A 22,425-nucleotide genomic window follows, 5' to 3' on the forward strand; every position below is an offset into this window, starting at 1 on the left:
GCGTACGCGCCGGGGCCGCCGCGGGGTCGCCGGGGGCCGGGCGGGCTCCGGGTGCCGGTCTGCGGCACGCGGTGCCTGTACCAGGGGTTCCGGGCGGGCCCGGGCGGCGTCAGGCGGAATCGAGCGTCCCGCGAGGCCGGTGCGGAGGCCTTCCGGTAACTGTGCTGTTGAACGGCCGAGTTGTGACCTTCATCAGGCCGAAACCGGGGCTCGGCGACCGGAATCCGACGTCGGCCGATCGGATACGGCCATCCCGCTCAAGCGGGACTCGAGATCAACTTGAGGTGCGGGTCAAGGGCTGGCTGAGGGTGAACATCCGTTTCCACTCAACAACCTGAGGGTTGTTCAGTTCTCGCCAGGTCCGAACCATCGCCTCCCGGCCACCGGTTGTCCGCCGGTCGGCGCGCTTCCGGAGGGCGGGCACCGGGTGCCATCCCCGCGTCGCTGACCTGGGGGTTCGCGATCTTGGCCGGGGCGCTCCGGGGTGTCCGCGGATCGGTGTGCGCTGCACCCGTTAACCCCCCGTTCGCCGGGCGGTCGGAGCCGTTCCGGGATTTACCCGCCGGTAGATATGTGGGGTTCCGGTAAAGCTCTCGAAATTACTGCCGAGTTGACTCGCGAGTAGCGCTGGCGTGATTCATCCACGCGGTAACTGCCGGACCGGTACGGCTGCTAGCGTCTGCGAGCCATGAACTCATGCCCCTGCTGATCAGGGTCCAATCATCGGGTTCTGGCAATTGCCAACGGGGGGATTCCATTGGCAGCGGGGGGAAGTTGTGACAGCAATGTGTCGTCGGCGTATCGCGATTATCGGAATCGCGGCGAGGCTGCCGGATTCTTCGGATCCGCAGGAATTCTGGGAACTGGTGCGGAACGGCGGTGACGCCGTCCGGCCGCGCCCGGCCGATCGACCGTTCGGCCCCGGCACCGGCGGATTCGTCGACGGCGTCGACCGGTTCGATCCGGAGTTCTTCGGAATCACCCCGCGCGAGGCCGGCCAGCTCGATCCGCAGCAGCGGCTCGCGCTCGAACTGGCCTGGCAGGGGCTGGAGGACGCCCGGATCGCCGCCGACCCCTCGCTGCTGCCCCGCACGGGCGTCTTCCTGGGCGTGATGGCCGGGGACTACGCCGACCTGGTGGCCATGTCGGGGGCGGACGCCGTCACCCGCCACACCCTCACGGGCCTGGGCCGCGCGCTGGTCGCCCAGCGGATCTCCCACGGCCTGGGCCTCCAGGGCCCCAGCATGACCGTCGACACCGGCCAGTCCTCCTCGCTCGTCGCCGTCCACCTGGCCTGCGAGAGCCTGCGCTCCGGCGAGAGCGAACTCGCCCTGGCCGGCGGCGTGCACCTCAACGTCTCACCGCTCAGCAGTGCCGTGGTCGAGGCCGCCGGCGCCCTCTCGCCCGACGGCAGGTGCCACGTCTTCGACGAGCGGGCCAACGGCTACGTCCGCGGCGAGGGCGGCGGCCTGGTCGTCCTGAAGCCGCTGGAACGCGCGATCGAGGACGGCGACCACGTCTACGCCGTCATCGAGGGCAGCGCCGTCGGCACCGGCTCGGGCGACGGCGGGCTCACCGTCCCCAGCAGCGACCAGCAGGCCCGCACCATCACCCAGGCCCTGGAGAACGCCCGGACCGAAGCCGCCCGGGTGCAGTACGTCGAACTGCACGGCACCGGCACCAAGGTCGGCGACCCGGTCGAAGCCCGCGCGCTCGGCGCGGTGTTCGGACCCACACGGCCCGCCGGCGCACCGCTCGCGGTCGGTTCGGTCAAGACCAACATCGGCCACCTGGAGGGAGCGGCCGGTATCGCCGGCCTCATCAAGACCGCCCTGTGCGTCCACCGCCGGGAGTTGGTCCCCAGCCTGAACTTCGAGCGCCCCAACCCCCGGATCGATCTGCCCGGTTCGGGCCTGCGCATGGTCACCGGGAACGAGCCCTGGCCGGGCGACGGCGGGCCGGCCACGGCCGGCGTGACCTCGCTCGGCATCGGCGGCAGCTGCTGCCACGTGGTGCTCACGGCCGCCCCCGCGGAAACCCCCCGCGTCGAGCCGGCCCCGGTGCGGCCGTCGGTCGTACCGGTGCTCGTCTCCGGGAAGAGCCCGGCGGCGCTGGTCGCGCAGGCCGAGCGGCTGCGGACGCACCTCGCCGGGCGGCCCGAGCTGGACCTCCTGGACGTGGCGTACTCGGCCGTGGCCACGCGGGCGCAGTTCGACCGGCGGGCGGTCGTGGTGGCCGCGGACCGGGAGGCGCTGTTGGCAGGCCTGGACGGGCTGATCGCCGAGCGGACCGCGGGCCGGGGGTCGGTGGCGGGCAAGACCGCCTTCCTGTTCACCGGGCAGGGTGCGCAGCGTCCCGGCATGGGCGCCGTACTGGCGGCCGAACACCCGCTGTTCGCAGCGGCGTTGGACGAGGTGTGTGCGGCCTTCGACGGGCTGTTGGGCCGGTCGTTGAAGGAGTTGTTGTTCGCGGCGGAGGGTTCGGCCGAAGCCGGGCTGTTGGACCGTACGGAGTTCACGCAGGCTGCGTTGTTCGCGGTCGAGGTGGCGCTGTTCCGGCTGCTGGAGTCGCTGGGCATCACGGCGGACGTGCTGATCGGGCACTCGGTGGGCGAGATATCCAGTGCCCATGTGGCGGGTGTCCTCTCGCTCCAGGACGCCTGCCGTCTGGTGGCGGCCCGTGGGCGGCTGATGGGTGCACTGCCCGCCGGTGGTGGGATGGTGGCGGTGCAGGCGACGGAGGACGAGGTCCTGGCGTCCCTGGCCGGGTTCGAGGACCGGCTGTCGGTGGCTGCGGTCAACGGGCCCACCTCGCTGGTGGTCTCCGGTGAACTGACCGCGATCGACGAGTGGTTGCCGTTCTGGCAGGAGCAGGGGCGGAAGACGACCCGGCTGCGGGTCAGCCATGCCTTCCACTCGCCGCTCATGGAGCCGATGCTGGCGGAGTTCCGGGCCGTGGCGGCCGGGCTGGTGTTCCACGAGCCGCGGATCCCGGTCGTGTCGAACCTGACCGGTGGGCTCGTGTCGCAGGAGCTGACCGATCCGGGCTACTGGGTCTCGCACGTCCGCGGCGCCGTGCGGTTCGCCGACGGGGTGCGGACGCTGGCCGGCGAGGGTGTGACCCGGTTCGTCGAACTGGGTCCCGATGCGGTGCTGACGTCACTGGCCCGACAGACGCTGGACGCCCCCGGCCTGCTCTTCGCGCCGGTCCTGCGGGCCCGTACGCCCGAGGCGGAGGCCTTCGCCGGCTTCCTGGGCCAGGCGCACGTCGCGGGGCTGCCCGTGGACTGGGCCACGTACTACGCCGGAACGGGCGCGCGCCGGGTCGAGTTGCCGACGTACGCCTTCCAGCGGGAGCGCTACTGGCTGCCCGAGAGCCCGCTGGGCGCGGACCTCACCGCCGCCACCCGGCCGGCGGCCGAAGGCCGGGAGCCGGCCGGGGAGCCGCAGGGCGATGCGGCCGCGACGGCCGCCGGCGGCTGGGCCGCACGGGTGGCCGTACTTCCCGAGGCCGAGCGTGAACGCCAGGTGCTGGACGTGGTGTTGGGGGAGGTCGCGGCGGTCCTCGGCCGCCCCGACGGTTCCGCCGTCGATCCCCGCCGGGCGTTCAAGGAGCTGGGCTTCGACTCGCTCGCGGGCGTCGAGCTGCGCGACCGGCTCATGGAGCTGACCGGCCTGCGCCTGCCCACCACCCTGGTCTACGACCACCCCACCTCGGCCGCGGTGGCCGGGCTGCTGGCGGCCGAGGCCGCCGGGACCGCAGGGGACCAGGCGGCGACCGTGCCGGCGTACCGGGGCCGGACCGAGGAGCCGCTGGCGATCGTCGGCATGGCATGCCGCTACCCGGGCGGGGTGGGCTCGCCCGAGGAGCTGTGGCGGCTGGTCGCGGAGGGCCGGGACGCGGTCGGCGGACTGCCGACGGACCGCGGCTGGGACCTGGAGCGCCTGTGCGACCCGGACCCCGGGCGGGCCGGCACGATCTCCATGCGCGGCGGCAGCTTCCTCGACGGCATCGGCGAGTTCGACGCCGGGTTCTTCGGGATCAGCCCGCGCGAGGCCGCGGCCATGGACCCCCAGCAGCGGCTGCTGCTGGAGGCGGCCTGGGAGGCCCTGGAGGACGCCGGCATCGACCCCGGCACCCTGCGGGGCAGCGACGGCGGGGTGTTCGCCGGAGTGATGCCGATGGACTACGGCACCTCGCCGGAGTACGCCGGCACCATGCCCCCGGAGGCGGAGGGCTTCCGGCTGACCGGTACGACCACGAGCGTGGTCTCGGGCCGGGTGGCCTACAGCCTCGGGCTGGTCGGCCCGGCGGTGACGGTGGACACGGCGTGCTCCTCGTCGTTGGTCGCCCTGCACCTGGCCTCGCAGGCCCTGCGGTCGGGGGAGTGCTCGCTGGCACTCGCCGGTGGTGTGACAGTGATGTCGGGTCCGTTCCTGCTCCAGGAGTTCAGCCGCCAGCGGGGTCTGGCGGAGGACGGCCGGTGCAAGTCGTACGCGGCGGCCGCGGACGGCACCGGCTTCTCCGACGGCCTGGGGCTGCTGGTCCTGGAACGGCTCTCCGACGCACAGCACAACGGCCGCCGCATCCTCGGCGTGATCCGGGGCAGCGCCATCAACCAGGACGGTGCGAGCAACGGCCTGACCGCGCCGAACGGTCCGTCGCAGGAGCGGGTGATCCGTGCCGCTCTGGCCAACGCCGGTCTCGTGCCCGCGGATGTGGATGCGGTGGAGGGGCATGGCACGGGTACCCGGCTGGGTGATCCGATCGAGGCCCAGGCGCTGTTGGCGACGTACGGCCAGGAGCGGGTGAACGGCCCGCTGCGGCTGGGTTCGGTGAAGTCCAACATCGGTCACACCTCGGCTGCGGCCGGTGTGGCGGGTGTGATCAAGATGGTCAAGGCGATGCAGCACGGTGTGCTGCCGCAGACGCTGAACGTGGATGCGCCCTCGCCGCACATCGACTGGTCGGCCGGTGAGGTCGAGCTGCTGACCAGCGCCGCCGAGTGGCCCGGGTCCGCCGACCGGCCCCGCCGCGCGGGCGTGTCGTCCTTCGGCGTGAGCGGCACCAACGCCCACCTGATCCTGGAGGAGGCCCCGGCCGCGGAGCCCGCCGTGGCGGCGACGGCGGCCGGGCCGGTGCCGGTGGTGCTCTCGGCGAAGACCCCGGAGGCGCTGGCGGAGCAGGCGGAGCGGCTGCGGGCGCACGTCGGCGAGCGGCCTGAGCTGGCTGTGCTGGACGTGGCGTACTCGGCGGTGGTGTCGCGGGCGCAGTTCGACCGGCGGGCGGCCGTGGTGGCCGCGGACCGCGAGGGGCTGTTGGCGGCTCTGGAGGCGCTGGCCGGGGGGCCCGTGGACGGGGGGCCGGTGGCGGGCAAGACGGCCTTCCTGTTCACGGGGCAGGGTGCGCAGCGGCCCGGCATGGGTGCCGAACTGGCCTCGGCCTACCCGGTGTTCGCGGATGCGTTGGACGGGGTGAGTGCCGTCTTCGACGGGCTGTTGGGCCGGTCGCTGACGGAGTTGTTGTTCGCGGCGGAGGGTTCGGCCGAGGCCGGGCTGTTGGACCGTACGGAGTTCACGCAGGCGGCGTTGTTCGCGGTCGAGGTGGCGTTGTTCCGGCTGGTGGAGTCGCTGGGTGTGACGGCTGATGTGCTGATCGGGCATTCGGTGGGTGAGCTGGCCAGTGCCCATGTGGCGGGTGTCCTCTCGCTCCACGACGCCTGCCGTCTGGTGGCGGCGCGTGGGCGGCTGATGGGTGCACTGCCCGTCGGCGGTGGGATGGTCGCGGTGCAGGCGACCGAGGACGAGGTCCTGGCGTCCCTGGCCGGCTTCGAGGGCCGGCTGTCGGTGGCCGCGGTCAACGGACCGACCTCGTTGGTGGTCTCCGGTGAACTGGCTGCGATCGATGAGTGGTTGCCGTTCTGGCAGGAGCAGGGGCGGAAGACCACGCGGCTGCGGGTCAGTCATGCCTTCCACTCGCCGTTGATGGAGCCGATGCTGGCGGAGTTCCGGGCGGTTGCGGAGGGTCTGACCTTCCACGAGCCGCGGATCCCGGTGGTGTCGAACGTGACCGGTGGCGTGGTCTCGGTGGAGCTGACGGATCCGGCGTACTGGGTCTCGCACGTCCGGCAGGCCGTCCGGTTCGCGGACGGTGTACGGACGCTGGCCGGCGAGGGTGTGACCCGGTTCCTGGAGCTGGGTCCGGACGCGGTGCTGACCGCGCTCGCGCAGCAGACCGTGGACACGGACGACGCCGTCTTCGTGCCCGTGCTCCGTGCCCGTACGCCCGAGCCGGAGGCATTCGCGGGCTTCCTGGGGCAGGCGCACGTCGCGGGGATACCCGTCGATTGGACCGCGTTCTACGCCGGTACCGGGGCGCGCCAGGTCGAGCTGCCCACGTACGCCTTCCAGCGCGAGCGCTACTGGTTGGCCCCGGTCTCAGGCTCCAGCGATCCGGCCGCGGCCGGGCTGGGCCGGATCGAGCATCCGGTGCTGAGCGCCGCGGTGGCGGTGGGGGACCGGGACGAGTGGGTCTTCACCGGCCGCCTCTCGCTGGAGAGTGCCCCCTGGGTGCGCGACCACGAAGTGCTCGGGACGGTCCTGGTGCCGGGTACCGCGCTCGTGGAGCTCGCGTACGCCGCGGGGCGGCAGACCGGGGCGCCCGTGGTCGAGGAGCTGGTCCTGGAGGCACCGCTGGTCCTGGAGGCGGGCCGGCCGGTGCACGTGCAGGTCACCGTCGCGGGCCCCGACGAGGAGGGCCGCCGCGAGGTCGCGGTCTACTCCCGGCCGCAGGCGCCGGGTGAGGACGGGGCCGCGCCCCGGGCCACCTGCCACGCCCGCGGCACGCTGACCGCCGAGGACTCCGCCGACACCACCGCGCCGTGGGCGGTGCAGTGGCCTCCGGCGGGTGCCCAGCCGCTCGCCACCGACGTGCTGTACGCGCGGCTGGCCGACCTCGGGTACGCGTACGGACCGGCCTTCCGGGGCGTCCGGGCCGCCTGGCGGGCCGGGGAGGACGTGTACGCGGAGATCGCGCTGGGCGAGGAGCAGGCCGGGGAGGCCGGGGCGGGCTCCGGGGCCTTCGGGATCCACCCGGCGCTCTTCGACGCCGCGCTGCACGGCGGGCTCGAGGGGCTGGCCGGCGGGGACGCCTCCGTCACCCACCTGCCCTTCTCCTGGGCCGGGGTGCGCATCGACGCGGCCGGCCGTACCCGGTTGCGCGTGCGGATCGCCCCGGCGCAGGACTCCGGGCTGCGCATCGACCTCGCCGACGAGCGGGGGACCCCGGCCGGCGGGGTGGAGCGGCTGGCTTTCCGGCCCGCCGAGCGGGCCAAGTTGCGGGGCGGCCGGCCGGCCGTGCAGCAGGCATTGTTCCGGGTCGACTGGACCGAGGTCACGGCTCCCGACGCGGCGCCGGCCGACCGGATCGTGGCCCTCGGCGAGCTGCCGCTGCCGGTCCAGCGGTTCCCGGACCTGGACGCGCTGGAGGACGCGATCGCCGGCGGCGACCCGGTTCCCGGGGCGGTCGTCGTGCAGCTCCGTCCGGCCGTGGACGCCGGCGACCCGGCGCGGACGGCCCGTACGGTCGCCTGCGACGCCCTCGCCCTGGTCCAGCGGTGGCTGTCCGCCACCCTGCTGGACGACTCCCGGCTGGTCGTGGTCACCCGCCGCGGCATCGCGGTCGGGGAGGAGGCACCCGACCTGGGACTCTCCCCGGTGTGGGGGCTGCTGCGCTGCGCCCAGTCGGAACACCCGGGCCGGTTCCTCCTGGTGGACGTCGAGGACACCGTCGGCGGGCTCCCCTGGGACACCCTGCTCGGCACGGACGAACAGGAGTTGGCCGTGCGGGCCGGGCGGGTGCTCGCGCCCCGGCTGGCGCGTGCCGCAGGGCAGGTCCCGGCCTCCCACGACGCGTGGCGGCTGTCGATCGAGCGGAAGGGGTCCCTGGAGGACCTGGAGATCGTCCCCTCCGACGCCGATCGGCCGCTGGCCGCGGGCGAGGTGCGCATCGGTGTCCGGGCCGCGGGCCTGAACTTCCGGGACGTGCTGATCGCGTTGGGGACGTACCCGGGCCAGGCGCCGCTGGGCAGCGAGGCCGCCGGTGTGGTCGTCGAGGTCGGCAGCGGGGTCGTCGGACTCGCCCCCGGCGACCGGGTGATGGGCCTGGTGCCGGACGGTTTCGGATCGTTGGCGGTCACGGACCGGCGGCTGGTCGTGCCGATGCCCGAGGGCTGGTCGTTCACCGAGGCCGCCTCGGTGCCGCTGGTGTTCCTCACCGCGTACCACGGTCTCGTGGACCTGGCCGGACTGCGGTCCGGGGAGCGGCTGTTGGTGCATGCGGCGGCCGGCGGTGTGGGCATGGCCGCGGTGCAGCTGGCCCGGCACTTCGGTGCGGAGGTGTACGCGACGGCCAGTGAGCCGAAGTGGGACGCCGTCCGCGGCCTGGGGGTGGCGCCCGATCGGATCGCCTCCTCGCGCGACCTCGGTTTCCGGGAGCGGTTCCTGGAGGTGACCGGTGGCGCGGGTGTGGACGTGGTGCTGAACGCCCTGGCGGGTGAGTTCATCGACGCCTCGCTGGAACTGCTGCCACGTGGTGGCCGGTTCATCGAGATGGGCAAGGCCGACCTGCGCGACCCGGAGGTGGTGGCCGCCGGGCACACGGGCGTCCGCTACCGCTCCTACGACCTGTTCGAGGCGGGTCCGGAGCGGATCCAGGAGATGCTGACGGAGGTCGTGGGTCTCTTCGAGCAGGGTGTGCTGACGCATGCGCCGGTGCGGACCTGGGACGTGCGGCGGGGTGCGGAGGCGTTCCGTTTCCTGCGCGAGGGCCGCAACACGGGCAAGGTCGTGCTGACCGTCCCCGCGCCGATCGACCCCGAGGGCACCGTCCTGATCACCGGCGGTACCGGCGGCCTCGGTGCACTCTTCGCCGAACACCTCGTGCGGCAGTACGGCGCCCGGCACCTGCTGCTGGTCAGCCGCCGCGGCCCGGAGGCCGAAGGGGCGGCCGGACTCACGGCCAGGTTGGCGGACCTGGGTGCGGCGGTGCGGGTGGCCGCCTGCGACGTCGCGGACCGGGACCGGTTGGCCGAGCTGCTGGGCTCCCTGGACCGGCCGTTGACCGCGGTGATCCACACGGCCGGTGTGCTGGACGACGGCGTGGTGGGCTCGCTCACCCCGGAGCAGGTCGAGAACGTGCTGCGGCCCAAGCTGGACGCGGCCCTGCACCTGCACGAACTGACCGCGGAACACGACCTGTCGGCCTTCGTGCTCTTCTCCTCCGTCGCCGCCCTGATCGGCAGCCCGGGCCAGGCCAACTACGCCGCGGCCAACGCCGCGCTCGACGCGCTGGCCGTCCGCCGCCGGGCCATCGGCCTGCCGGCGCTCTCCCTCGGCTGGGGACTGTGGGCGGAGGAGCGGAGCATGGGCGGCACCCTCGACGGGGCGGGCGCCGCCCGCTGGGCCCGGATGGGCATCGAGCCGCTGCCGAACGACCTCGGCCTGGCGCTCTTCGACGCCGCCCAGCTGCTGGCCACCGCGACCCCGGTGCCGGTACGCCTCAACTCGGGCGTCCTGCAAGACCGGTTGGGCACCGGCACGCTCCCGGGACTGTTCCGGGGGCTGGTGCGGGAACCGGCCCGGTCCACCGGGGCGGCCAGCGCCACCCTGGCCGAGCAGCTGGTCGGCGTCCCGGAGGCGGACCGGGCGCGGGCGGTCGAGCACCTGGTCACCACGCACGTCGCGGCGGTCCTCGGCCACGCGTCGGCGGGGGCCCTCGACACCGGCACCCCCTTCAAGGCCCTGGGCCTGGACTCGCTGGCGGCGGTCGAACTGCGCAACCGGCTCACCAAGGCCACCGGCCTGCGGCTGCCGACCACGCTGGTCTTCGACCACCCCACCCCGGCCGCCGTCGCCAGCCTCCTGCACCAACGGGCGGGCGGTGAGCGGGGAGGTGACCGGCCCGCCCCGATGGACGAGGCGATCCGGCAGCTGGAGTCGCTGTTGGCCGCCGGGGACGGCGACGACCTGGCCGGCTTCGAGCTGCGGCTGCGCTCCCTCGGGAACAGGTTGCGGACCGTCCTCAACGGAATGGGCGAGGACCGCGACGACACCTCCTTCGACGGCGCAGCCGACCTGGACGACGTGTCCGACGACGACATATTCGAGTTGATCGACAAAGAGATCGGAATGGCATGAACCAGGCCGCGGGGGACGTGGTACAGGGCGGCTCGAACAGCGACGAGCAGAAGCTGCGCCTGTATCTGCGAAAGGTGACCGGTGAACTGCGCACCGCCAATCGGCGGATCCGTGACTTGGAACAGCGCGAGAACGAACCACTGGCGATCGTCGGAATGGCGTGCCGCTATCCGGGTGGGGCGAATTCCCCCGAAGAACTGTGGCAGTTGGTCGCCGAAGGCCGGGACGCGATTTCGGGCCTGCCGACCGACCGCGGCTGGGACCTGGAAAGCCTCTACGACCCGGACCCCGACCGGACCGGGACGGTGACCACCCGGGGCGGTGGATTCCTGGCCGGTGCGGGCGAGTTCGATGCGCAGTTCTTCGGGATCAGCCCCCGCGAGGCCCTGGCCATGGACCCGCACCAGCGGCTGCTGCTGGAGTCGGCGTGGACGGCCCTGGAGGACGCGGGACTCGACCCGACGACGCTGCGTGGCAGCGACACCGGTGTGTTCGCCGGTGTGGTGCCGATGGACTACAGCCTCACCATGCCGCCCGAGCTGGAGGGCTTCCGGCTGACGGGTACGACCACGAGCGTGGTCTCGGGCCGGGTGGCCTACAGCCTCGGGCTGGTCGGCCCGGCGGTGACGGTGGACACGGCGTGCTCCTCGTCGTTGGTGGCCCTGCACCTGGCCTCGCAGGCCCTGCGGTCGGGGGAGTGTTCGCTGGCGTTGGCCGGTGGTGTGACGGTGATGTCGGGTCCGTTCCTGCTCCAGGAGTTCAGCCGGCAGCGGGGTCTGGCGGAGGACGGCCGGTGCAAGTCGTACGCGGCCGGGGCGGACGGCACCGGCTTCTCCGACGGGGTCGGCGTCGTGGTGCTGGAGCGGCTGTCGGACGCGCAGCGGCACGGACACCGGGTCCTGGGCGTGATCCGCGGCAGTGCGGTCAACCAGGACGGTGCGAGCAACGGCCTGACGGCGCCGAACGGCCCCTCGCAGGAGCGGGTGATCCGGCAGGCGCTGGCGAGTGCCGGTCTGTCGCCGGCCGATGTGGACGCGGTGGAGGGGCACGGGACGGGTACCCGGCTGGGTGACCCGATCGAGGCCCAGGCGCTGTTGGCGACGTACGGCCAGGAGCGCGCGGCCGGCCCGCTGCGGCTGGGTTCGGTGAAGTCCAACATCGGTCACACCTCGGCTGCCGCGGGTGTGGCGGGTGTGATCAAGATGGTGAAGGCGATGCAGCACGGTGTGCTGCCGCAGACGCTGAACGTGGATGCGCCCTCGCCGCACATCGACTGGTCGGCCGGTGACGTGGAGCTGCTGACCCGGGCGGTGCAGTGGCCCGCCGCGGACGGCCGCCTGCGCCGGGCCGGCATCTCCTCCTTCGGGGTGAGCGGGACCAATGCGCACCTCATCGTGGAGGAGCCGCCGGCCGCGGCGGAGCCCGCGGCGGCGCCCGACCGGGTGAGCGGCCCGGTGTCGCCGCAGGTGCCGGTGCCGGTGCCGGTGGTCGTGTCGGGCAAGGGGCCGGAGGCGCTGGCCGCGCAGGCGGAGCGGCTGCGGGCACACCTCGCGGCACGGCCCGAGCTGGGCGTCCTGGACGTGGCGTACTCGGCGGTGGCCTCGCGGGCGCAGTTCGACCGGCGGGCCGCCGTGGTGGCCGCCGACCGGGAGGCGCTGCTGGCCGGACTGGCCGCGCTGGCGGGACAGCAGGGCGCGGCCGGGGTCCTCACCGGACGGCCGGTGGCAGGGAAGACGGCCTTCCTGTTCACCGGGCAGGGTGCGCAGCGTCCCCGCATGGGCGCCGGACTGGCGGCCGCGTACCCGGTGTTCGCGGCCGCCCTGGACACGGTCTGTGCCTCGTTCGACGGGTTGCTGGACCGGTCGTTGAAGGAGCTGTTGTTCGCGCCGGAGGGCTCGGCCGAGGCCGCGCTGCTGGACCGTACGGAGTACACGCAGGCGGCCCTGTTCGCCGTGGAGGTGGCGCTGTTCCGGCTGCTGGAGTCCTCGGGTGTGACCGCGGACGTGCTGATCGGCCACTCCGTGGGTGAGCTGTCCGGCGCCCACGCGGCGGGCGTGCTGTCGCTCGGGGACGCGTGTCTGCTGGTGGCGGCCCGGGGCCGGCTGATGGGTGCGCTGCCCGCGGGCGGTGGGATGGCGGCGGTGCAGGCGACCGAGGAGGAGGTCGTCGCCGCGCTGGCCGGCTTCGAGGGCCGGCTGTCGGTGGCCGCGGTCAACGGGCCGACGGCCGTGGTCGTCTCCGGTGAACTGGACGCCCTCGACGCGTGGTTGCCGCTGTGGCAGGAGCAGGGGCGCAAGACGACCCGCTTGCGGGTCAGTCATGCCTTCCACTCGCCGCTGATGGAGCCGATGCTGGTGGAGTTCCGGTCGGTTGCGGAGGGTCTGACCTTCCACGAGCCGCGGATCCCGGTGGTGTCGAACGTGACCGGTGGGCTGGTGACCCGGGAGCTGACGGACCCTGCGTACTGGGTGTCCCATGTGCGGGAGGCGGTCCGGTTCGCCGACGGCATCCGTACGCTGGCCGGTGAGGGTGTGACCCGGTTCCTGGAGCTGGGCCCCGATGCGGTCCTGACCGCGCTCGCCCAGCAGGCCGTGGACACCGAGGACGCCGTCTTCGTGCCGGTCCTCCGTGCCCGTACGCCGGAGGCGGAGGCCTTCGCGGCCTTCCTCGGTCAGATCCACACGGCCGGTGTCCCGGTCGACTGGACCGCGTTCTACGCCGGTACCGGTGCGCGCCGGGTCGAGTTGCCCACGTACGCCTTCCAGCGCGAGCGCTACTGGTTGGCCCCGGTCTCAGGATCCAGCGATCCGGCCGCGGCCGGGCTCGGTCGGATCGAGCATCCGGTGCTGAGCGCCGCGGTGGCGGTGGGGGACCGGGACGAGTGGGTCTTCACCGGCCGCCTCTCGCTGGAGAGTGCCCCCTGGGTGCGCGACCACGAAGTGCTCGGGACGGTCCTGGTACCTGGCACGGCCCTCGTGGAGCTCGCGTACGCCGCCGGACGGCAGACCGGGGTGCCCGTGGTCGAGGAGCTGGTCCTGGAGGCACCGCTGGTGCTCGACGCGGACCGGCCGGTGCACATCCAGGTCACCGTCGGGGCGCCCGACGACACGGGGCGGCGCGAGGTCGCCGTCTACTCCCGGCCCGAGGGACGGGAGCAGGGCGCGGGCGACGGGGCCTCCCCGGCCACCTGCCACGCCCGGGGCACCCTGCTCGCGACGACCGGTGGACCGGCCCCGGCGGTGGCCGAGTGGGCGGTGCAGTGGCCGCCGGCCGGCGCCGAGCCCGTCGCCACGGACGAGGTCTACGCCCGCTTTGCCGAGTTGGGCTTCGGCTACGGACCCGCCTTCCAGGGCGTCCGGGCGGCCTGGACGTCAGGTGACACCGTCTGCACCGAGGTGGCGCTCCGCGCCGAAGAGGCGGACGGGCCCCAGGGCTTCGCCCTCCATCCGGCACTGTTCGACGCCGCCCTGCACGGCGGGCTGGACCGGCTCGACCCGGGCGACGGCTCCGCACGGCTGCCCTTCTCCTGGTCGGGCGTGGAGCTCGGCGGGACGGGGCGGACGGCCCCGGCCCGGCTCCGGGTCCGGATCGGCGCGGCCGGCGAGTCCGGGCTGCGGATCGAGCTGGCCACCGAGTCCGGCGAACGCGTCGGCAGTGTCCAGCAGTTGGCTTTCCGCACGGTCGAGCGCGCCCAGCTGGCGTCCGCCCGTCGCGGTCCGGACGAGGCGCTGTACGAGACCGCCTGGCTGCCCCTCGCCCCGTCCGGGGTGCCCGGGAGGGCCGGCGGGGCCGGTGTGGTCGTCCTCGACGCCGTGCCGGACGCGGACTCGGCGTCCGGGGACCGGGCTGCTGCCCCGGGGGCCGGCTTCGCCGGTCAGCTGGCGGCCATCGCCCGGCTCGACCGGTCGGTGGCCGGCGGGGCGCCGGCGCCGGAGCTGGTCGTCGTACCGCTGGACGGTACGCCCGAGCTGACGGTCGGGGCGGCCCACCGGTCCGCCCGCCATGCGCTCGCCCTCGTACAGCAGTGGCTGGCCGCCGGATCGCTGGCCGCCGCCCGGCTGGCCGTCGTCACCCGGCGGGCCGTGGCGGTCGGTGCGGAGGCACCGGATCCGGCGGGGGCACCGGTGTGGGGGCTGCTGCGCACCGCACAGTCCGAACACCCGGACCGTTTCCTGCTGGTCGACACGGTCGGTGATGAACTGCCCGACTGGGTGCAGGTGTCGGCCACGGACGAGCCCCAACTCGCCCTGCGGGGCGGTGAGCTCCTGGTGCCGCGCCTCGTCCGGGCCGACGGCGCCCGCGCGGGCGCCGACGTCGGCGCCTGGGACCCGGCCGGCACGGTGCTGATCACCGGCGGCACCGGTGGCCTCGGCGCGGTGTTCGCAGAGCACTTCGTCACGGAACTCGGCGCTCGGCACCTCACGCTGGTCAGCCGCCGCGGATCCGCGGCCGAAGGCGTCACGGAACTGGTGGACCGGCTCGCGGCGCTGGGCGCCGAGGTCGCCGTGGCGGCCTGCGACGTGGCCGACCGCGACCGGCTCGCCGAGCTGATCCGGTCACTGGAGCGGCCGCTGACCGCGGTCGTGCACGCCGCCGGCGTGCTCGACGACGGCCTGGCCGAGGCGATGACGCCGGAGCAGCTGGAGCGGGTCCTGCGGCCCAAGCTCGACGCCGCCCTCCACCTGCACGAACTGACCGCGGACAGCGCCCTGTCGGCCTTCGTGCTGTTCTCCTCGATCACCGCCCTCGTCGGCACCCCCGGCCAGGCGAACTACGCCGCGGCCAACGCCTTCCTCGACGCGCTCGCCGCCCGGCGGCGGGCCGACGGGCAGCCGGGCCTCTCGCTCGCCTGGGGCCTGTGGGACGAGGCCGCGGGCATGGGCGGCGCCCTCGACGAGGCCGACCGGGCCCGGCTGGCACGCAGCGGCGTACAGCCCCTGCCCACCGGCCTGGGCCTCGAACTCTTCGACCGGTCACGCCGGTTCGAGACCGCGCAGCTGGCCCCGGTCCTGCTGGACCTGGGCGCCCTCCGGGCCCGGGCGCGCACCGGCTCGCTGCCGGCGCTGCTGCGCGCGCTGGCCCCCGTACCGGCGCGGCGGGCCGAGGCCCCGGCCGCGCCGCTGGCCGAGCGGTTCGCCGCCCTCCCGGCGGCCGAGCGGGCCCGGACCGTCCTCGACCTCGTCCAGCAGCAGGTGGCGTCCGTCCTCGGACACGCGTCACCCGGCAGCATCAGCCCGGCCCGGGCCTTCAAGGACCTCGGCTTCGACTCCCTCTCGGCGGTCGAGCTGCGCAACCGGCTCAGCCGGGCCAGCGGCGTCCGGCTGGCCCCGACGATGGTCTTCGACCACCCGACCACGGAGTCGGTGGCGCAGCTGCTGCTCACCGAGCTGGGCGGCGACACGGCGCCGGAGCCCTCCGCCGCCGACCGGCAACTCGACGAGCTGGAACGACTGTTCGCGGGCCTGGTCGGCGCGGAGCGGGCGCACGCGGCCGGTCGGCTGCGGACCCTCCTCGGCTCGCTCGGCGGCGACGACGCACCCCAGCGCACCGGTGACCTCATCGAGGCCGCCGACTCCATGGACGAGGTACTGGCCCTGCTCGACGCCGAGTTCGGGGAGGCCTGATCCCCATGACCGACACCACGAAGACGACGCACGAACCGGACGGGACACGGCGGATGAGCACTGGAACGAACGACGCGCAGCAGCAGGAGAAGCTCGTCCGCTACGTGAAGCGGCTGGCCACGGACCTCGACACCACCCGCGCCCAGCTCAAGGACTACCAGGACCGCGCCCACGAACCCCTCGCCATCGTCGGCATGAGCTGCCGCTACCCCGGCGGCGTCACCTCCCCGGACGAGCTGTGGCAGCTGGTCGACGAGGGCCGGATCGGCACCGCGAGCGAGTTCCCCGCGGACCGCGGCTGGGACCTGGACAACCTCTACGACCCGGACCCCGACCACACCGGCACCTCGTACACCCGCGGCGGCGGGTTCGTCGACCGGGCCGCCGAGTTCGACGCCGACTTCTTCGGCATCAGCCCCCGCGAGGCCCTGGTCATGGACCCGCAGCAGCGGCTGCTGCTGGAGTCCTCCTGGGAGGCCTTCGAGGACGCCGGGATCGACATCACCGCGCTGCGCGGCAGTGACACCGGCGTCTTCTGCGGCGTCATGTACCAGGACTACGGATTCGTCGCCGGGACCAGCGACCGGCGGCCCGAGGTCGAGGGCTACCTCTCGATCGCCTCGGCCGGCAGCGTCGCCTCCGGGCGGATCAGCTACACCTTCGGCTTCACCGGTCCGGCCGTCACCGTGGACACCGCCTGCTCGTCCTCGCTGGTCGCCGTGCACCTCGCCGCCCAGGCGCTGCGCGCCCGGGAGTGCTCGCTGGCGCTGGTGGGCGGGGTGACCGTGCTGGCCCGGCCCAGCATCTTCGTCGAGTTCAGCCGGCAGCGCGGGCTCTCGCCCGACGGGCGGTGCAAGGCGTACGCGGCGGCCGCCGACGGCGTCGGCTGGGCCGAGGGCGCCGGCCTGCTGGTGCTGGAGCGCCTGTCCGACGCCCGCCGCAACGGCCACCGGGTGCTCGCCGTGGTCCGGGGCAGCGCCGTCAACCAGGACGGTGCGAGCAACGGCCTGACCGCGCCGAACGGCCCCTCGCAGGAGAAGGTGATCCGCCAGGCCCTCGCCGACGCGGGGCTGCGGGCCGCCGACGTCGACGCCGTCGAGGGACACGGCACCGGCACCCCGCTGGGCGACCCCATCGAGGCCAAGGCCCTGCTGGCCACCTACGGGCGGGAGCGTGCGGCCGGCCCGCTGCGGCTGGGCTCGGTCAAGTCCAACATCGGGCACACCCAGGCGGCGGCCGGTGTGGCCGGCGTCATCAAGATGGTCAAGGCCCTGGAGCACCGGGTGCTGCCGCGCACCCTGCACGTGGACGCTCCCTCGCCGAACGTCGACTGGACGGCCGGCGAGGTGTCCCTGCTGACCGAGGCCCAGCCCTGGGAGCCCGGCGAGCGGCTGCGGCGGGCCGGCGTGTCGTCCTTCGGCGTCGGCGGCACCAACGCGCACGTGATCCTCGAGGAGGCACCCGCGCCGGACGGGGCGCCGGCCCCGGTCGCCGGGCCCCCGGCCGGTGCCGCCGCCGGGTCGGAGGCCGGTGCGGTCGCCGAGCCCCCCGCGGCCCTGCCCGTCCTGCTCTCCGCCGCCGGGGACGCCGCGCTGCGGGCCCAGGCCGACCGGCTGCGGGCCCTGATGATCGCCCGCCCCGAGCTGGGCGTCCGCGACCTGGCCTTCTCGTCCGCGACCAGCCGGGCCCACCTCGACCGGCGGGCCGCCGTCGTCGCCACCGACCGGGGCGCGCTGCTCTCCGGCCTCAAGGCCCTCTCGGCCGGCGAACCCGCCGCGCACGTCCTGGAGGGCCGGACGGCCGGTGACCGAGCCGTCTTCGTCTTCCCCGGCCAGGGCGCCCAGTGGGAGGGCATGGCGGTCGGACTCCTCGACTCCTCCCCGGTCTTCGCCGCCGAGATCGCAGCCTGCGGCAAGGCGCTCTCCCCTTACGTGGACTGGCAGTTGGAGGAGGTCCTGCGCGGGGCGCCCGGCGCACCCGGACTGGACCGGGTGGACGTGGTCCAGCCCGCGCTCTTCGCCGTGATGGTCTCGCTCGCCGCGCTGTGGCAGTCGTACGGCGTCGTGCCCGAAGCGGTGATCGGCCACTCCCAGGGCGAGATCGCCGCCGCCTGCGTGGCCGGCGGACTCTCCCTCGACGACGCCGCCCGGGTGGTCGCCCTGCGCAGCCGCGCCATCCGCGAACGGCTCGCCGGCAAGGGCGGTATGGCGGCCGTCGCGCTCCCCGTGGACCGGGCCGAGGACCTGCTGGCCCCGTACGACGGACGCATCTCGGTCGCCGCGGTCAACGGCCCCTCCGGCGTGATCGTCTCCGGCGAGCCGGCGGCCCTCGACGAGCTGGCCGCGGTCTGCGAACGCGACGGGATCCGGCTGACCCGCGTCTCGGTGGACTACGCCTCGCACTCGGCGCAGGTCGCCACCATCGAGGCCGAACTCCTCGACGTGCTGGCCCCGATCGCCCCGCGCGCCGGCCGCATCCCCTTCTACTCCACGCTGTCGGGCCGCTTCCTCGGCACGGAGACGCTGGACGCCTCGTACTGGTACCAGAACCTGCGCGGCCGGGTCGGCTTCGAGGCGGGCGTCCGCGCGCTGATCGACAACGGCATGAACTGCTTCATCGAGGTCTCCCCGCACCCCGTGCTCAAGCTGCCGGTGGAGGAGACCGTCCAGGCCCTGGACGCCGCGGACCGGGCCACCGTGCTCGGCTCGCTGCGCCGCGGCGAGGGCGGCCCCGAGCGCTTCGCCACCTCGCTCGCCGCGGCCCACAACGCCGGTGCGGCCGTGGACTGGACGGCCTTCCACGAGGGCACCGGCGCGCACCGCGTCGACCTGCCGACCTACGCCTTCCAGCGCGAGCGGTACTGGATGATGCCCGGCACCTCGGGCGACCCGGCCGCGGCCGGCCTGAGCCGCTTCGACCACCCGGTGCTCAGCGCCGCGGTGGCGGTCGGGGACCGGGACGAGTGGGTCTTCACCGGCCGGGTCTCCCCGGACGCCCTGGCCTGGACCGAGGACCACGCGGTCTTCGGCACCGTCCTGCTGCCGGGCGCGGCCCTCGTCGAACTGGCCCTGGCGGCCGGCGCCGCGACCGGCTGCCCGGTGGTGGAGGAGCTGGTGCTCCAGGCGCCGCTGGTGCTGTCGGAGGGTGCGGCGCGCCAGGTCCAGGTGACGGTGGGCGCCGCGGACGCGGAGGGCCGTCGTGAGGTGGCGCTCTACTCGCGGGCGGAGGCGGCGTCCGCCGCCGGTCCGGCCGAGGAGCAGGTGGTCTGCCACGCCCGTGGCCGGCTGACGGGCCAGGCGGAGCCGGTCCGGCCGTTCGGGGCGCAGTGGCCCCCGGCCGGCGCCGTACCGGTGCCCGTCGAGGGCTTCTACTCCCGCGCAGCGGTGGCCGGTTACGAGTACGGCCCGCTGTTCCAGGGGCTGCGGTCGGTATGGCGGTCGGGCGAGGACCTGTTCGCCGAGGTACGGCTGCCCGAGGGGGTGCCGGCCGACGGCTTCGGTCTGCATCCGGCGTTGTTCGACGCGGTGCTGCACGCGGCGCTGGTGGAGAAGGACCTGTCCGCCGGTGTGGAGCTGCCGTTCTCCTGGGCGGGGGTCCGCCTCGGCGCCGGTACCGGTACCACGGCCCGGGTCCGCATGACCAGGACCGCCGCCTCGGAGCTGCGGATCGACGCGGTGGACGAGCGCGGGGCGCTGGTCCTCGCCGTCGAGTCGCTGACCGTACGACCGGTGGACCAGGCGCAGTTGGCGGGCGCGCAGGGCGGCCAGAGCCCGCTCTACCGGCTGGAGTGGTCGCCGGTGCCCGCCGGCTCCGCCGGCACCCCGCTCGCCGTGGCGGTGCTCGGCGAGGGTACGGGCGTGACGGGCATCGGTGAACGCTACCCGGACCTGGCCGCGCTGGAAGCGGCCCTGGCCGCGGGCGCGGACACCCCGGACGTCGTCCTGCTGGACGCCGCCGTCACCGCCCTCGAGGCCGATCAGGCCCGCGAGGCGCGGGAGTTCACCACCACGACGCTGGACCTCCTCCAGCGGTGGCTGGCCAGTGAGCGGCTGGCCGGGGCCCGGCTCACCGTGGTCACCCGCGACGCGGTCGCCGCCGGCGGCCGGACCCCGGACCTGCGGCAGGCGCCCCTGTGGGGCCTGGTCCGCAGCGCCCAGTCCGAACACCCGGGCCGGTTCGCCCTGGTGGACCTCGACGGCGGCACCACGGCGGAATCCGACCCGGCTGCCGGACCTGACTGGACGGCGCTGCTCGCCACCGAGGAGCCGCAGCTCGCGGTCCGCGCCGGTGCGCTGCTCGCCCCCCGCCTCGCCAAGGCGGCACAGGCCCCGGTGGCCGGCGCCTGGCTGCTCGGCAGCAGGCGCAAGGGCTCCCTGGAAGACCTCGCCCTGCTCCCCTCGGGCGGCGAGCGGCCGCTGGGCGTCAACGAGGTGCGCATCGGGATCCGCGCCGCGGGCCTCAACTTCCGCGACGTCCTGATCGCCCTCGGCACCTACCCGGGCGAGGCGCCCCTGGGCAGCGAGGCCGCCGGCGTGGTCCTGGAGGTCGGCACCGAGGTCACCGACCTCGTCCCCGGCGACCGGGTCTTCGGCCTGGTGCCGGACGCCTTCGGCCCGGTGGCGGTGGCCGACCGGCGCACCGTCGTCCCGATGCCGGAGGACTTCACCTTCGTGCAGGCCGCGGCCCTGCCCGTGGTCTACCTCACCGCGTACTACGGCCTGGTGGACCTCGCCGGACTGCAGGCCGGGGAGCGGCTGCTGGTGCATGCGGCGGCCGGCGGCGTGGGCATGGCCGCGGTGCAGCTGGCCCGGCACTTCGGCGTGGACGTGCTCGCCACGGCCAGCGACTCCAAGCGGGCCGCCGTCCGCGAACTCGGCGTCGAGGAGGCACACATCGCCTCCTCGCGTGACCTCGGTTTCCGGGAGCGGTTCCTGGAGGTGACCGGCGGTGCGGGTGTGGACGTGGTGCTGAACGCCCTGGCGGGTGAGTTCATCGACGCGTCGCTGGAACTGCTGCCGCGCGGTGGCCGGTTCATCGAGATGGGCAAGGCGGACCTGCGGGACCCGGAGGTGGTGGCCGCCGAGCACAGCGGCGTCCGCTACCGCTCCTACGACCTGCTGGAAGCGGGTCCGGAGCGGATCCAGGAGATGCTGACGGAGGTCGTGGGTCTCTTCGAGCAGGGTGTGCTGACGCATGCGCCGGTGCGGACCTGGGACGTGCGGCGGGGTGCGGAGGCCTTCCGTTTCCTGCGCGAGGGCCGCAACACCGGCAAGGTCGTGCTGACCGTCCCCGCGCCCATCGACCCCGACGGCACGGTCCTGATCACCGGCGGCACCGGCGGCCTCGGCGCCCTCTTCGCCAAGCACCTGGCCCGCCACCACGGCGCCCGGCACCTGCTGCTGGTCAGCCGCCGCGGCCCGGCCGCCGAGGGCGTCCCGCAGCTGCTGGCCGAGCTCGCCGAGCTGGGCGCCGACGCCCGGGCCGCCGCCTGCGACGTGGCGGACCGCGACCGGCTCCGGGACCTCCTCGGCTCCCTGGACCGGCCGCTGACCGCGGTGATCCACTCGGCCGGCGTGCTCGACGACGCCACCCTCGAAGCCCTCACCCCCGAACAGGTCGAGCGGGTCATGCGCCCCAAGCTCGACGCCGCCCTCAACCTGCACGAACTGACCGCGGACACCGACCTGTCGGCCTTCGTCCTCTTCTCCTCGCTCGCCGCCCTGATCGGCAGCCCCGGCCAGGCCAACTACGCCGCCGCCAACGCCTTCCTGGACGCCCTCGCCGCCCGCCGCCGGACCGCCGGGCAGCCGGCCGCCTCACTGGCCTGGGGCCTGTGGGGCGACGCCACCGGCATGACCGGCGAACTCGGTGCGGCCGGCCTGGCCCGCCTCGAACGCATGGGCGTCGCGGCCCTCACCAACGACCAGGGGCTCGAACTCTTCGACGCGGCCGGCCAGCTCGACGAGGCCGTGCTCGTCCCCGCCCGACTCGACCAGGCCGCCCTGCGCGCCCAGGCCCAGTCGGGACTGCTCCCCGCCCTCCTGCGCGGCCTCGTCCGGGCCCCGGCCCGGCGCGCCGAGCAGAGCGGCGGCTCGCTCGCCGACCGCCTCGCCGGCGCGGAGCCGGCCGACCGGGAGCGCCTGACCCTGGACCTCGTACGCTCCCAGGTCGCCTCCGTACTCGGCCACGCCTCGGCGGACTCCGTCGACGCCGAACGCGCCTTCAAGGAGCTCGGCTTCGACTCCCTCGCGGCCGTCGAACTGCGCAACCGCCTCACCCCGGCCACCGGCCTGCGGCTGCCCACCACCCTGGTCTTCGACCACCCGAACCCGCTCGCGGTGGCCCGGTTCCTGATCACCCTGGCCATGCCCGGCTCGGCGGGGGCCGAGCCGGGCCGGCGCTCCGAAGAGGACGAGATCCGCGACCTGCTGACCTCGATCCCGCTCGGCCGACTGCGCCAGGCCGGGCTGCTCGACGCCCTGCTCGAACTGGCCTCGGGCGGCAGCGCCGACACCGGGGCGCCGGCCGAAGAAGCCCTCTCCATCGACGACATGGACGTCGCCGCACTGATCCGGATGACCCAGGACGGCGCGGAATGACCGACG

The 22,425-nt window shown here is 74.6% G+C and carries 3 protein-coding genes; all 3 read left to right on the forward strand.

Annotated elements, in window-relative coordinates; genetic code table 11:
* The first annotated feature begins 785 nt into the window (after positions 1-785).
* Genes AB0O40_RS17580 through AB0O40_RS17590 form a run of 3 tightly spaced genes read left to right on the forward strand, consistent with a single transcriptional unit; the run spans position 786 to position 22,419 of the window.
* Entirely contained in the window at positions 786-10,196 is a 9,411-nt protein-coding gene (locus AB0O40_RS17580) for an SDR family NAD(P)-dependent oxidoreductase (protein WP_365041787.1), read from the forward strand.
* The gene (locus tag AB0O40_RS17585) at positions 10,193-15,820 is read left to right on the forward strand and encodes a type I polyketide synthase (RefSeq protein ID WP_365041770.1); all 5,628 of its coding nucleotides are present in this window, start codon (positions 10,193-10,195) and stop codon (positions 15,818-15,820) included. The genes AB0O40_RS17580 and AB0O40_RS17585 overlap by 4 nt, the downstream gene beginning before the upstream one ends.
* A 53-nt stretch (positions 15,821-15,873) precedes the next feature.
* Entirely contained in the window at positions 15,874-22,419 is a 6,546-nt protein-coding gene (locus AB0O40_RS17590) for a type I polyketide synthase (RefSeq protein WP_365041773.1), read from the forward strand.
* The last annotated feature ends 6 nt before the right edge of the window (positions 22,420-22,425 follow it).

The sequence above is a fragment of the Streptomyces sp. NPDC089919 genome, from assembly GCF_040684615.1.
Lineage (GTDB): Bacteria > Actinomycetota > Actinomycetes > Streptomycetales > Streptomycetaceae > Streptomyces.

What these genes read in the sequence shown, in the direction of transcription:
- AB0O40_RS17585 (WP_365041770.1), top strand. Translation starts at nt 10,193, where the DNA reads ATGAACCAGGCCGCGGGGGACGTGGTACAGGGCGGCTCGAACAGCGAC.
- AB0O40_RS17580 (WP_365041787.1), top strand. Translation starts at nt 786, where the DNA reads ATGTGTCGTCGGCGTATCGCGATTATCGGAATCGCGGCGAGGCTGCCG.
- AB0O40_RS17590 (WP_365041773.1), top strand. Translation starts at nt 15,874, where the DNA reads ATGAGCACTGGAACGAACGACGCGCAGCAGCAGGAGAAGCTCGTCCGC.